The sequence below is a fragment of the Cupriavidus sp. WGlv3 genome, assembly GCF_023952475.1.
Taxonomy (GTDB): Bacteria; Pseudomonadota; Gammaproteobacteria; order Burkholderiales; family Burkholderiaceae; genus Cupriavidus; species Cupriavidus phytorum.
On record NZ_JALHRX010000008.1, the window covers coordinates 229707 to 242729 of the forward strand.

General features: G+C 70.5%; 11 protein-coding genes. 3 read left to right on the top strand and 8 right to left on the bottom strand.

The features are described 5' to 3' along the window. Positions 1-289 precede the first annotated feature (289 nt). The 3 genes from MKD38_RS15985 to fahA all read left to right on the top strand — a co-directional run bounded on the left by MKD38_RS15985 (position 290) and on the right by fahA (position 3801). Positions 290-673: a helix-turn-helix domain-containing protein gene (locus MKD38_RS15985; protein ID WP_252678180.1), complete on the top strand. Its 384-nt coding sequence runs from the start codon at positions 290-292 to the stop codon at positions 671-673. Positions 674-1082: 409 nt separating this feature from the next. After that, the gene (hmgA, locus tag MKD38_RS15990; protein WP_252678182.1) at positions 1083-2402 is read left to right on the top strand and encodes a homogentisate 1,2-dioxygenase; all 1320 of its coding nucleotides are present in this window, start codon (positions 1083-1085) and stop codon (positions 2400-2402) included. 136 nt (positions 2403-2538) lie between these two features. Then, positions 2539-3801, top strand: coding sequence for a fumarylacetoacetase (gene fahA / locus MKD38_RS15995; protein ID WP_252678183.1), 1263 nt, complete (start codon positions 2539-2541; stop codon positions 3799-3801). Between the two features lie 24 nt (positions 3802-3825). Here fahA and MKD38_RS16000 read toward each other — a convergent pair whose 3' ends face one another. From MKD38_RS16000 to MKD38_RS16035, 8 genes are all read right to left on the bottom strand, one after another. After that, positions 3826-4305 carry a hotdog family protein gene (locus MKD38_RS16000; RefSeq protein ID WP_252678184.1) on the bottom strand — a complete coding sequence of 160 codons (480 nt, stop codon included), beginning with the start codon at positions 4303-4305 and terminating at the stop codon, positions 3826-3828. Beyond that, positions 4298-5110 (bottom strand): beta-ketoacyl synthase chain length factor, encoded by an 813-nt coding sequence (locus tag MKD38_RS16005; RefSeq protein ID WP_252678185.1) that lies wholly within the window; start codon positions 5108-5110, stop codon positions 4298-4300. Before MKD38_RS16005 ends, MKD38_RS16000 begins: the two co-directional genes overlap by 8 nt. Positions 5111-5119: 9 nt before the next feature. After that, on the bottom strand, positions 5120-6322 hold the full coding sequence (locus MKD38_RS16010) for a beta-ketoacyl-[acyl-carrier-protein] synthase family protein (protein ID WP_252678186.1): 1203 nt from the start codon (positions 6320-6322) through the stop codon (positions 5120-5122). A gap of 65 nt (positions 6323-6387) precedes the next feature. Beyond that, positions 6388-7236, bottom strand: a complete 849-nt coding sequence (locus MKD38_RS16015; RefSeq protein ID WP_252678187.1) for a polysaccharide deacetylase family protein — start codon at positions 7234-7236, stop codon at positions 6388-6390. Further along, entirely contained in the window at positions 7233-9647 is a 2415-nt protein-coding gene (locus tag MKD38_RS16020) for an MMPL family transporter (RefSeq protein ID WP_252678188.1), read from the bottom strand. Before MKD38_RS16020 ends, MKD38_RS16015 begins: the two co-directional genes overlap by 4 nt. Beyond that, entirely contained in the window at positions 9644-10270 is a 627-nt protein-coding gene (locus tag MKD38_RS16025; RefSeq protein ID WP_252678190.1) for a LolA-related protein, read from the bottom strand. The genes MKD38_RS16020 and MKD38_RS16025 overlap by 4 nt, the downstream gene beginning before the upstream one ends. A 17-nt stretch (positions 10271-10287) precedes the next feature. Next, a complete protein-coding gene (locus tag MKD38_RS16030) occupies positions 10288-11262 on the bottom strand; it encodes a lysophospholipid acyltransferase family protein (protein WP_252678191.1) in 975 nt (324 codons plus the stop codon). After that, positions 11256-13013, bottom strand: a complete 1758-nt coding sequence (locus MKD38_RS16035; protein ID WP_252678192.1) for an AMP-binding protein — start codon at positions 13011-13013, stop codon at positions 11256-11258. Before MKD38_RS16035 ends, MKD38_RS16030 begins: the two co-directional genes overlap by 7 nt. Positions 13014-13023: the final 10 nt, after the last annotated feature.

The window sequence follows — 13023 nt, forward strand, 5'->3', positions numbered from 1 at the left end:
TGGTAGTTGCCCCGACTTGCGTTGTTGTGCTGGGGAGGCCATAACGTCATACAGCTATGCATGTGACGTCAACGCAAGTTCCGAGGGCCCGTTAATGTCAAGGCGGCGCGAAGGGGTTGTGCTCTGTCCGACGCTTGGATGGGCGCCTCCCGGTAGATGCCGGCGCAAGATGACGGGCCAGCAAGAAATCTGCACAAAGTGTTCCGGCGGTTACATACGGAACGCTTTGCGTGCTCTATACTCGAATGCACGTCCGCGCACTTTTTTTCACTGGTGACTGGAGACCGACATGAACAGTACAGCCGTGCCGAGAGGCGCTAGCGAACCGTTCCGGCAATTGCGGGCGCTGCGCCGCGCGCGCAAGCTCAAGCAGGAGGACGTCGCCCGCAAGGCGGGCATTTCCCGGGAGGCCTACCTCCGGGCAGAATCAGGCCAGGCCGACCCCCGCATGTCGACCTTCCTGGCGGCTTGCGAGGCGCTGGGCCTGGAAGTGGTGCTGGCGCCGCAGCACCTTGCCGCCGACGTCAACGCTTTCATTGCCAGCCGCAACGGCGGCGTGACCGCTGCCTCGATGGCCGGCCAGCCCGCTGGCAGCGCGCCGGCACCGGCCGCGACACCGGCCTCCGGCGGCAGTTTCGGCCCCGGTACCGGCGAGGGCCACAAACCGGTCTGATTCGCCTTCTGCCTGCCGGTCGCACGCTTGTGCGGGCCGGTTCGGCAGCAGGCCTCCAGGCCACCCACCGCAAGCGGCGCGTGCCCTCCGGCGCGCGCCGAGCCGCTTTTGTCCCGAGAGCCGTTTCTGGCACCGGACAGCCATGACGCCGCAGGCCTGACTGCCTGAGCCGGCGCTTTCAAGCCTTCCCGTGTTCCAGCCGCTCCGGCGCCCGCCAGCGGCATCCTCCCAATTTCCCGGTTCGCCGCCTACAACTGCAAGAGCGACGCGTGCTGCCCGCGCGCAACCGCGGTTTGACACGTCCGGCTCCGAAGATTACGATATGGTAAATTCATTGCGCAATACGTAATTCAAGCGCCGTGCGGCCAGCGCTGCGCTGATGGACCCACCCGGAGACGCAAGACACACCATGGACCTCACGCATACCCAGCTTGCCGAGCACGGATATATGTCCGGCTTCGCCAACGAATTCGCCACCGAGGCCCTGCCGGGCGCACTGCCGGTGGGCCAGAACTCACCCCAGCGCGCACCCTATGGCCTGTATGCCGAGCAGTTGTCGGGCACGGCGTTCACGGCGCCGCGCGCGCACAACCGCCGCTCGTGGCTGTACCGCATCCGCCCGGCGGCAATGCACAAGCCGTTCACCCTGGTCGAACAGTCGCGTTTCCTGAGCCGCTTCGACCAGGTGCCGCCGTCGCCGAACCAGATGCGCTGGAGCCCGCCGGCGATGCCGTCCGTGCCGACCGACTTTGTCGATGGCATCGTCACCATGGCCGGCAATGGCGGCCCGGAGGCGATGACCGGCTGCGGCATCCACCTGTACCTGGCCAACCGCTCGATGCAGGACCGTTTCTTCTACAACGCCGACGGCGAGATGCTGATCGTGCCGCAGCAGGGCCGGCTGCTGATGGTGACCGAACTCGGCCGCCTGGAAGTCGAGCCGCACGAGATCGTGGTGATCCCGCGCGGCGTGCGCTTCCGCGTGGAACTGCCCGACGGCGAGGCGCGCGGCTATATCTGCGAGAACTACGGCGCGCTGTTCCGGCTGCCTGACCTGGGCGTGATCGGCTCGAACGGCCTGGCCAACCCGCGCGACTTCCTCTCGCCGGTGGCCAGCTATGAAGACCGTGAGGGCAGCTTCGAGCTGGTGGCCAAGTTCCAGGGCAACCTGTGGCGCGCCGACATCGGCCACTCGCCGCTCGACGTGGTGGCCTGGCACGGCAACTACGCGCCGTACAAGTACGACCTGCGCCGCTTCAACACCATTGGCTCGATCAGCTACGACCATCCGGACCCGTCGATCTTCCTGGTGCTGCAGTCGCCATCGGATACGCCGGGCGTCGACACCATCGACTTCGTCATCTTCGGGCCGCGCTGGCTGGCCATGCAGGACTCGTTCCGCCCGCCCTGGTTCCACCGCAATATCGCCAGCGAGTTCATGGGCCTGATCTCCGGCGTCTATGACGCCAAGGCCGAAGGCTTCGCGCCCGGCGGTGCCAGCCTGCACAACTGCATGAGCGGTCACGGCCCGGATGCGGAGACGTTCGAGAAGGCCAGCGTTGCCGACACCTCGACGCCGCACCATATCGAAAACACCATGGCGTTCATGTTCGAAACACCGGGCGTGATCCGCCCGACGCCGTACGCGGCGCAGTCGGCGTCGCTGCAGCAGGAGTACTACACCTGCTGGCAAGGCCTGAAGAAGCATTTCAACCCGAACACCCGCTAATCCCGGCCGCCTGGCCCGCCCGGTTTTCTCGCCTCTCCCGCAAGCGGGAGAGAGACCGGGGGAGAGGGCAGGCGCCCGCCAGGCGTGACGCGTCACCGCATGTGACAAGTGCCACCAAAATTTTCGGAGTATCCCGATGACCGCCCCCCAAACCAGCTGGATCGACAGCGCCAACGACGGCAACACCCATTTTTCGCTGCAAAACCTGCCCTACGGCGTGTTTTCCACCCAAGGCCAGGCGCTCAGAGTCGGCGTTGCCATCGGTGACCAGGTCGTGGACCTCAACGCGCTGGACCAGGCGGGCCTGCTGCCTGAAGCGGCCCGGGGCACCTTTGCCGCGACCAGTCTCAATCGCTTCATCGCGCTGGGCCAGCCGGTCTGGAGCGAAACGCGCCGGCGCCTGACGGCGCTGCTGTCCGGTGCGGACGCCGCGTTGCGCGACAACGCCGCCTTGCGCGACCGGGCGCTGGTGCCGATGTCGGCCGCGACCCTGCACCTGCCGGTCGAGATCCCGGGCTACACGGACTTCTATTCGTCGAAGGAGCACGCCACCAACGTCGGTCGCATGTTCCGCGATCCGGACAATGCGCTGCTGCCGAACTGGCTGGAAATCCCGATCGGCTACAACGGCCGCGCCAGCTCGGTGGTGGTGAGCGGCACGCCGCTGCATCGCCCCAATGGCCAGATCAAGCTGCCGAACGAGGCGCGCCCGGTCTTCAGCGCCTGCCGCAAGCTGGATTTCGAGCTGGAGATGGGTTTTATCGTCGGCAAGCCCTCGGCCCTGGGCGAGCCCGTCAGCACCGCCGACGCGCCGGCGCATATGTTCGGCATGGTGCTGCTCAACGACTGGAGCGCGCGCGATATCCAGCAATGGGAATACGTGCCGCTGGGGCCGTTCAACAGCAAGGGCTTCGGCACCTCGATCTCGCCGTGGGTGGTCACCATGGAAGCGCTCGAGCCGTTCCGCCGCGACAATCCCGCGCAATCGCCCGAGCCGCTGCCCTACCTGCAGCAACAGGACAAGAACGCCTACGACATCGCGCTGGAAGTCGCGCTGCAGCCCGCGGGCGCAGCGGCCCCCAGCACCATCTGCCGCACCAATTTCAAGGCGATGTACTGGACCATGGCGCAGCAGCTGGCGCACCACACGGTGTCGGGCTGCAACGTGCGCGTGGGCGACCTGATGGGCTCGGGCACGATCAGCGGCACCACGCTGGACTCTTACGGCAGCCTGCTCGAGCTGACCCGCAACGGCGCCGAGCCGCTGACGCTGGCCGATGGCAGCCAGCGCAGCTTCCTGCAGGACGGCGACGACGTGATCATGACCGGCTACTGCCAGGGCGACGGCTATCGCGTCGGCTTCGGTACGGTGTCGGGCAAGATCCTGCCGGCGCGTTGAAGCGAGGGCGCTGGCCGGCAGGCTTCAGCCGGCGTCAGCGCCAAGCGCGGCGGCATCGAGAATGACCGCCGCGCGACCCGTCAGCAGCGTACGTCCCGCGGCGCTGACTGCAAAGGCGTAGAGCACGCTGGCACCTTCGCCGCTGATGCGCTCCGCCGAGACTTCCAGCGGCGCCGCGATGTCGTCGAGCCGTTCCACCTGCAGCACCAGCTTGCGCACGCTCGCAAGATAGCCCGTGCGCGGGCGCTGCGGCGCGCCGCCTGCCTGCGCGGCCTCGGCCAGCAGGGCGCCATGCACGGCCATGGCCTGCGCGGCATATTCGATCCCGCACACCGCTGCCAGCCGGCCCTGCGCACGCAACGGATTCTCCGCATGCGTGTGGCTGGTTGCCGTGCAGCGGATTGATGCCGCGTCCCACGCCACCACGCCGTCGAGCAGGCACATGCTGCCCTGGTGCGGAATGCGCGCCGCGATCCAGGCGCGGTCCCTGATCGCTTCAGGCATGGGCCTGGCTGCCGAGGCTGGTGACTTCGGCTTCGATCCGCAGCGTGTCCAGATAATCCAGCACCACCGTGCCGGTCTCGCCGCGGGCGATGGCGGCCAGCAGCGGCAGCACGCGCGCGGCCGGGGCCGACTGGCGCAGTGCTTCGAGCGCGGCGTCCGGCATCGCGGTGGCCAGCGCCTGCGTCAGCGACACCTCAATACGCGCCAGCGAGCGCGCGCTCGGTTGCGGCGCGAGCAGCAGGGCCACGCCGAACGGGTCGGGAATCGGCCGGCAGCTGTGCAGCGGCTCCGGATAGCCGGTGTCATAGGCAATCAGCAGGCAGGGCTCGGCATCGGCGCTGGCCTGCAGCACGCCTTCCAGCAGCCCCGCGCCAAAGCTGCCATCCATCGCGCACAGCACGTTGGAGGCGCGCATCGCGCCGGCGGCGATCGACCAGTAGCCGGCAGTCGCGTTGTGCACGGAGTTGTGGAAGCGCGTGGGCGACATCAGCGGCTCGGGCTGCGCCAGCGCTTCGCAGATGGCATGGAAGTTGTGGCCATCGCTGCTGGACGAGGTAAAGACCGTCGGCAGCTGCGCGGCATCGCAGCCGCTGGCCGCCACCGCCTGCTGGCCGACGCCCAGCGCCAGCCGGACGGTGGGGCCGGTGCGGCGGCGCTCGGCCGGGGGCAGGCCGACGGGCAGCGGCAGCTCGGTGGCGGCGTGCGCATAGGGCGTGCGCCCGGCGAGCACCGCGCTGGCCTGCTGCCAGCCGCTCAGGCCAGGGCCGAGCAGGCCGATGCTTTCGAGATAGACGGGCTGGGGCATGGCGCTGGCTCAGTGAGCAACCGCGTCCGCACGGGCGAACAGCAGGCTGCAGTTGGATCCACCGAAACCGAACGCATTGCTCATCGCGAAGCGCAAGGGCGTGTCCTGGTTGGCGAGCTGGTAGTTCACGTCGAGCGCCGGGTCTGGCTGCGTGGTGTTGATGCCGGCCGGCACCAGGCCGTGGCGCAGCGCCAGCGCGCAGATCACCGCCTCGAGCGCGCCGGCCGCGCCCAGCGCATGGCCGGTGGCGCCCTTGGTCGAGCTGCACGGCGTGCCGGGCAGCACCGCGGCCATGGCCAGCGCTTCGGCGGCGTCGTTGCTGCGCGTGGCGGTGCCGTGCAGGTTGACGTAGCCGACCTGCGCGGGCGCGACGCCTGCGCCGGCCAGCGCCTGCGCCATTGCCATGCGCGCGCCGAGCCCTGCGGGGTGTGGCGTCGACATATGGTGGGCGTCGCTCGATTCGCCGATGCCGGCCAGCAGGATGGCATCGTCCGGCACCGTGCCGGTCACGCGCTCGAGCAGGCCGAACACTGCGCCCTCGCCGATCGAGATGCCGTTGCGGGCCACGTCGTAGGGCCGGCACGGCTGGCGCGACAACAGCTCCAGCGCATTGAAGCCGTACAGCGTGGTGTGGCACAGCGAGTCGACGCCGCCCACCACCGCCGCATCGATCAGCCCGGCCTCCAGCATGCGCCGCGCCGAACTGAACACCTTGGCGCCGGACGAGCACGCCGACGACACCGCCGCCGCGGGCCCGGCCAGGCCCAGCTGCTGCCGCAGGAACGCCGGCAGCGAGTAGGGGTTGTGCGTGCCGCCATAGTGGAAGTCCGACGGCAGCGCGCCGCTGGCCGGATCGCGCTGGCGGTAGCCCAGTTCCGTCTGCAGCACGCCCGCGGTGCTGGTGCCGAGAAAGACCCCGATGCGGTGGGCGCCGTAGCGTGCCGCCGCCTCGCGCACGCGTGCGGCAAAGTCGTCCTGCTCCAGCGCCAGCTGCGCCAGCCGGTTGTTGCGGCAGTCGAACTCGGCCAGCGCGGCCGGCAACGTGACGGCGTCCAGGCCGGCGACTTCGCCGACATAGGTATCAAGGGCGACGTCGCCGAAGCGGCACGGCGCCAGGCCGCCGCGCTGCGCGCGCAGCGCCGCCAGCGTGGCGTCGAGGCCGGCGCCGAGGCAGCTGGTGGCCGTGAAATGCGAGAACAGGAGCGGGGACACAGCTTCGGTGAGGCGAATGGAAGGAATCTCTGAAGGCAGCGGCAATTGTAACAAGCCGCGGCGGCTCAGCCCGGCGGCACCGCGGCGCGCAGCGTCACGCAGCGCAGTCCGGCGCGATCGATCGCGGCCAGCAGGCCCGGCAGCACGGTGGTGCAATGGGGATGGCCGGCAGGGTCCAGGCCGGGGTTGCCGTCGTGCAGCAGCAGGATGTCGCGCGCGGCCAGCCTGCCGGCCAGGCGCCGGGCCACGCGCGCGGCGTGGTTGCCGCTGAGGGTATCGAAGCCGCGCCGGGTCCAGGCCGCCAGTTGCAGCCCGAGCCGGCACAGCACCGGCTCCAGGAAGGGATTGCGCAGCCCTGCCGGGGCGCGGAAAAAGCGCGGCGCCTGGCCGGTGATCTGCGTCAGCACCTGCTGCGCGGCGGCGATATCGTGCTGCATGCGGCCGGGCCCGAACGTGGAGAAGTGCAGCCGGTGGTACATGCTGTGGTTTTCCACGGCGTGGCCGCGGCGCACGATCTCGCGCAACAGTTCGGGATGCGCCGCGGCGCGCTCGCCGATGCAGAAAAACGTCGCGCTGGCGCCGTGCTGGTCCAGCAGGTCGAGCACCCGCGGCGTCAGGTCTGGGTTGGGGCCATCGTCGAAGGTCAGCGCCACGCAGCCTTCGGCCGATGGCGGCAGCCGCAGCAGGTTGGGGCCGAGCCAGGTGCTGCGCGGCCACAGGCCGGCCGCGCACATCGCGACATGGGATGCGCCGATGCCGGCCAGGCCCCAGCCCAGGCCTTGCGGATAAGCGAGCATCGCGCCGACGGCACCCACATGCATCGCGGCGGCGCCATAGAGCAGCGGGGTGGGCCGCCAGGGGCGGCTGGGAGAACCCTCGGGCAGGGCAACGCCCGGTGCGGATAGCGGCTTCATGTTGCACTCCCGGCCTTCGCCGCTGCCGCGGGCGAGGCCGCGGGCGCGAGGATGGCCGCAAACCACAGCGCCAGCACGGCGCCGGGGCCGACCGTCAGGCCGAAGGCCTGCAGCAGCGGCAGGCTCGACAGCGACAGCAGGCCGAACGCGGCGACCGTGGTCAGGTTGGCCAGCAGCAGCGACACCAGCGTGTGCGGCGAAGCGCCAGCCGCCTGGCCGTCTGCCGCCGGGCCATTAAAGAATAGCGCGTAGTTGGAGCCGACCGCGGCCAGCAGCAGCAGCCCCACCAGGTGCAGCAGCGTCAGCGGCTGGCCCAGCGCCGCCAGGCCGCCCAGCACCACCACCGCGGCGGCGGCCAGCGGCAGTACCGTCGCCAGCACCCGGCGCGGCGAGCGCAGCGCCAGCGCCAGCAGGGCGATGATCGCCAGCAGTCCGGCCAGCGACAGCAGCAGGGCCTCGCGCAGGTAGCTGGCATAGAGCCGGTCCGATTCGCCCTTCAGATCGACGAACAGCGTATCGGCCACGCCGGCCCGCTGGATCGCCGCGCGCACCGCGGCGCTGTCGACACCGTCGGCCGCGCTGGCATGGCTCGGCGCATGCACCGGCGCGCGCAGCGGCAGCGTCGCGCTCCAGCGGCCGTTGCGTTGCACCAGCAGCGCGTCGACCGCCAGCGCCATCGAGGTGCCGCGCAGGCTCTCGCGCTGCAGCAGGGGCCCGGTGCGGGCCGCTTCGGCCTGCGCCAGGAAGGGCGCGAATACCGATGCGCGCACCGGCTGGCCGGCGATGGCAGCATGCAGTCGCTGCGCCAGCACATCAGGAGGCGGCAGGCTGGCCTGGCGCTCGCGCTGGGTGGCGGCGCTGGGCAGGTAGCGCGCCGGGCTCTCGTAGCCGCCGATAAAGTTCTGCGCCACCAGCGGTTCCAGTTCATGCGCGACGCGCTCCGCGCCCTGCAGCACGGCTTCCTGGTCCGGCCCCGACACCACCACCAGGTAGCGCACGTCCGGTGCGCCCAGGTTCTCGCGCAGCGAGGTGTCGAGCGCCTGGTCGCTGGCCGATACCGGGCTCAGCGCCTGCAGTTCCCGGCCCCACAGCGTGCCGCGATGCTGGACCAGCACCACGCAGGCGCCCACTACAAGCAGCAGCACCAGCCAGCGCAGCCGGGGCGCGCGCGCGGCCAGCCATTGCAGCTTGCGGCCCAGTGGGGCGACGTCGCGCAGCTGCAGCGTGGCCGGCACCAGCTGCGGCAGCACGAAGCGCGTGACCAGCGCGGCGGTGGCGAGCCCCGCGATCGAATACAGGCCCAGCAGCGCCAGCCCCGGGAAGCCCGACAGCAGCAACGACGCAAAGCCGCACACCGAAGTCAGCACCCCCAGGCGCACCGTCGGCCAGAAGCCGCCCAGCCAGGCGCGTTCGTCGCGCCGGCCATTGCGCGTGTACTGCGCGGACTGCACGAACAGGTAGATCGAATAGTCGACCGCTTCGCCGATCAGCGTGGTGCCGAAGCCCAGCGTCAGGCCATGCACCGCACCGCCAAAACCCAGGCTGACCGCGGCAATGCCTGCCAGCGCGCCGCTGAGCACGGGCACCAGCCCAAGCACCAGCAGCGGCACCGAGCGGTACACCGCCAGCAGCAGCGTGACGATGATGGCCAGCCCGATGGTCGAGAGCCGCTCGACGTCGTGCCGGATGGTGTCGCGCGCCTTGACCGAGAACACGCCCGGGCCCGTCATCACCAGCTGGTAGGGGCCGGCCGCGGCGGCGCTGGCAAAGGCTTGCTGCACGAACGCCATCGCCTCTGCCTGCGCATCGGTATCCGAGCCCGCGCCGGCGGTCTGCGCCAGCAGCAGTGCGCGCTTGCCGTCGCGCGAGGCCCACGCGCCGGCATGCATCGGCACGCGCTGGCCGGCATCGAGCTGCGCCAGCATCGCCGCGACCTCGCCGGTCGGATCGCGCGGCAGCAATGACTTGGTGAAGAGCCCGGCGGAAGAGGCCAGCAGTGCGAAAGAATCATTCACCGCCTGGGCCAGCCCGTGTTCGCTGAAACGCTCCGGCGTGATCTCCGGGCTGAGCAGGTAGCGGTGCGCGAACACGTATTCGCGGTCCGCCGCCTGGTTGACCGGCTCGCCGTTCTGCACCGACGCGAAGCGCCGGTCGCCGCGAAGTTGCGCCGCCATCGCGCGCGAGATCCTGGCGCGGCCCTCGGCATCGCCGCCTTCGATGCCGACCAGGATCAGGCGCGATACCAGCCCGTCGCGCAGCTGGTTCACCAGCAACTGCTGCTCGGCGCTGGGCAACCGCGGCAGGAAGGCGGACAGGTCGGCAGTGAAGCTGGTGCGGCTGACGACCGCGGCGCAGGCCAGCAGTGCCAGCACCCACAATGCCAGCGCCAGGCGGCGCGGTGCCGCGCTCATCGGCTCGCGGCCGGGCGGATCTTCATCACCGAGCGGTCACCGTCGGCCTGGCGAATCTCGACCTGGTCCAGCACATCCTGCCGGCCCTCGATGCGCACCTGGCTGACGGCCGCGGCCATGCGCGAGTCCGCCGGCGTCAGCGTCAGCGTCCAGCGGCTGGCACGGCCCTCGACGCCGAGCTTGTAATAGCGCTCCAGCGCATCGCGGTTGCCGGCCAGCGTGGCGCGGATGCTCTCGATAAAGGCGGCGATTTCGGGGTAGTTCTGCAGCGGCAGCGTGTAGCGCTTGCCGTCGCGCTCGACCGTCAGCATGTCGCCGTGCAGCACCAGGTTTTCCGCCTTGGGCGAGAGCGTGCGCTTTTCCAGGTGGTCGGGTGCGGTGAAGCGCAGTTCGCCCGAGGACTGCACCGGCTTGTCGAGCAGCGCCAGGTATTTGGTCTCGGTAAACAGCACGCGCCCGGACTTGCGCTGCGCCAGCGTGGACATCAGCTGGTCGACGCCGAACGCGGCGGTGGCCGGCGGCGCAGCGGGTGCGGCCGTGGCCGTCAGCGGCGCCAGCGCAAGCAGGGCGCTCGCCAGCAGGGTCGACGACAGATAGCGGATAGGGCGCGCGGAGAAGCACATCAGAGGCGGCTCACGGGTTAGGGCTCGTTGCCCGGCGGCGGCTGCTCGGACAGCGGCGGGCCGGCGTGCCAGAAGTCATAGAAGTTGAACCAGTTGTACGGGGCGCCGCGGCTGAACCGCTCCAGCAGTCGCACGTAGTCCGCCAGCGCCGCCTGCACCGCGGTTTCGCGCTGGCCGCGCGCGGTCTCGGTGAAATCCGCCAGCGGCACGAAATGGACATCGTAGCGGTTGCCGCCGCGGTACAGGCCGGTGATGAAGAACACCGGCCGCCGCAGCATGGCCGCCATGCGCAGCGGGCCGGTGGGGAAGCCCGTCGGCGCGCCGAGGAAATCGCACTGCTGTACAGGGTCGGTGGCGCGCTGCGACAGCGTGCGGTCGGCCAGCATGCCGATCATATAGCCGCGGTCCAGGTAGTCGCGCACGCGCAGCATGGTGTCGAAGCGGCCCAGCGCGATCACGTCCTGGCGCATCGCCGGGTTGATCGACTGCAGCACGTCGTTGAGCTTGTGCGCGTTCTCTTCATACATGGTGATCGCAACCTCCATGTCCGGATGGCGCCGACCAAGCGCGCGCACTACCTCGAAGCTGCCCAGGTGCGCGCCCAGCAGGATGGCGCCGCGGCCGCGCGCTATCGCCGCTTCCAGCAGGTGCTCGCCATGCAGGCGGATATCGAACAGGTCGAAGCGGCCGTTGAGCAGGTAGATGCGGTCGTGGATGGTCGAGGCGAAGGTGAACACGTGCCGGTAGCCGTCGCTCCAGCCGGCCTGGCGTCCGAGCACGCGGTCCAGGTATGCGCGCGAGGCATGGCGCGCCGCCGGCGCGAACAGCATGAAATAGGCGGCGATCGCGCGCAGCACCACGCGCCCGGCGGGCCGGCCCAGCGCCAGCGAGATCCACGTCATGACGCGCAGCAGCGTGATGCTGCCGCGCTCTTCGCGGCTGGACCATTCCGTATCCAGCGGCGCCTGGCGCCGCCACAGCCAGCTCAGCATGGCAAGGCTCCGGCTTGCGGCGCGTCGGCACGCACCTGCAGCGTGCCGCTGGCGACATCGCGCCCGGCGCTGCACAGCGTGAAGCGGATGGTCTCGGTGCCTTCGGCGACCGCCTCGGACTGGTGCAGCACCTCCACGCGCTCGCCCGGACGCACCGGGCTCAGGAACTTCAGCATGTTCGCCTGCGCGACGGCAAGCGGGCGGCCCAGCGCGGTGCCGAGCGCCAGCACGGCATGGTCCAGCAGCACCACGCCCGGCACGATCGGATGGCCCGGGAAATGGCCGGCCATGGCAGGATGGCCGGCGTCGATGACAAAGCCTGGCGGCGGCGCGGCAGCGCGGTCCTGGGTGCCGGACAGGGTGGCCACCAGCGCGGCCAGCGCCTCGCGCGGCAGTTTGCCCGCGGCATTGCGGGGCAGGCGGTCGGCAAAGTACAGCGGGCGCGGCATGAAGGCCGGGTCGATCCGTGCGCGCAGCGCCTGCTGCAACCGGGCCGGCGCCACGCCCGGCGCCACTACCACGGCCACCAGCCGCACCACGTGCCCTTGCGCGTCGCCTTCATGCGCGTGGTCGGGCATGAAGAACGCCCCGTCGCGCACGCCGTCAATCGCGGTGAGCTGGTGATTCAGGTAGCCCAGCGAAGTCCGCTTGCCGGCGATATTGAGCAGGTCGGCCTTGCGCCCATGCAGCAGGAAGCGCTGCGCGTCGAGCGGCGCGATCGCGTCGCCCAGCGGCACCGGCTGTTCGATATGGCCGCCCTCGGCCCAGATCTCGGTATCGTTGCCGGCTGCGCCGGGGTCGCCGACTGCGCCGGGGTCGCCGGCGGCGTTGGGGCGGGCTTGCAGCCGCACTCCGGGGACCAGTGTCCAGGTGTCTTCCTGGGCGGTGCGGCGGGTGGCCAGTTGTCCGGTCTCGGTGCTGCCGTAGATCTCGCACAGCGGCGCGCCGAACAGCGCCTCGGCCTCGGCGGCCAGCTGGCGTCCCAGCGGCGCGGTGGCGCACAGCACCAGGTCGGCCGCCGGCATCGCCTGGCCGGATTGCACCAGCGTGCGCAGATGCACCGGCGAGCTGACCAGCGCGCGCGGCGCCGGCACCGCGGCCAGTGCAGCGCTGACGTCGGCGGGATAGAACGCCGGCGCGGCCACCAGCGCTGCGCGGCCCTGCAGCACCAGCATCACGGTGGCTTCGAGGCCGAACATATGCTGCGGTGGCACCGTGCCGGCCAGCGTCCAGGCGCGCCCGTCGAGCAGGCCGAGCCGTTGCGCCGCGGCGCGCGCGCTGCCGGCCATGGCGCCCCAGGTCTTGCGATGCGGCACCGGCGTGCCGGTCGAGCCGGACGTGAACACGTAGGCCATGACCTGTGCCGCCGGAACCTGGGGGATCTCGACAGGGCCGTCGGCGGCGGTGGCGGCCAGGTCATCGTGGTAGTGCAGCGCCGGCATGGCGAAGGCCGCGTCGGGCTGGTCATGCAGGCAGAAGGCGTCGGGCGCGAAGGCGAGCAGTTGGCGCACCGTCTCGGGCGTGTGCGACGGCGGCAGCAGCGTGGGCTTGCCCGTCAATAGCGCCGCGCACAGGCCCACGGTAAAGCGGTAGCGGTCGGTGCAGGCGTTGAAGACATGGCCGCCGTGGGGCAAGGCCGCTGCAAGGCGGGCCGTATCGGCGAGGAACTGTCGCACGGTGACGGGCCGTCCGTGCACCCAGGCGATGATGTCGTCGGGCGCAGCGTGGGCAACGATGGGGAATGAGGTCATGGACGGAGCC

Bases quoted from the DNA above. Each gene is read 5' to 3' on its own strand.
- MKD38_RS15985 (WP_252678180.1), top strand. From the start codon at position 290: ATGAACAGTACAGCCGTGCCGAGAGGCGCTAGCGAACCGTTCCGGCAA.
- hmgA (WP_252678182.1), top strand. From the start codon at position 1,083: ATGGACCTCACGCATACCCAGCTTGCCGAGCACGGATATATGTCCGGC.
- fahA (WP_252678183.1), top strand. From the start codon at position 2,539: ATGACCGCCCCCCAAACCAGCTGGATCGACAGCGCCAACGACGGCAAC.
- MKD38_RS16000 (WP_252678184.1), bottom strand. From the start codon at position 4,305: ATGCCTGAAGCGATCAGGGACCGCGCCTGGATCGCGGCGCGCATTCCG.
- MKD38_RS16005 (WP_252678185.1), bottom strand. From the start codon at position 5,110: ATGCCCCAGCCCGTCTATCTCGAAAGCATCGGCCTGCTCGGCCCTGGC.
- MKD38_RS16015 (WP_252678187.1), bottom strand. From the start codon at position 7,236: ATGAAGCCGCTATCCGCACCGGGCGTTGCCCTGCCCGAGGGTTCTCCC.
- MKD38_RS16020 (WP_252678188.1), bottom strand. From the start codon at position 9,647: ATGAGCGCGGCACCGCGCCGCCTGGCGCTGGCATTGTGGGTGCTGGCA.
- MKD38_RS16025 (WP_252678190.1), bottom strand. From the start codon at position 10,270: ATGTGCTTCTCCGCGCGCCCTATCCGCTATCTGTCGTCGACCCTGCTG.
- MKD38_RS16030 (WP_252678191.1), bottom strand. From the start codon at position 11,262: ATGCTGAGCTGGCTGTGGCGGCGCCAGGCGCCGCTGGATACGGAATGG.
- MKD38_RS16035 (WP_252678192.1), bottom strand. From the start codon at position 13,013: ATGACCTCATTCCCCATCGTTGCCCACGCTGCGCCCGACGACATCATC.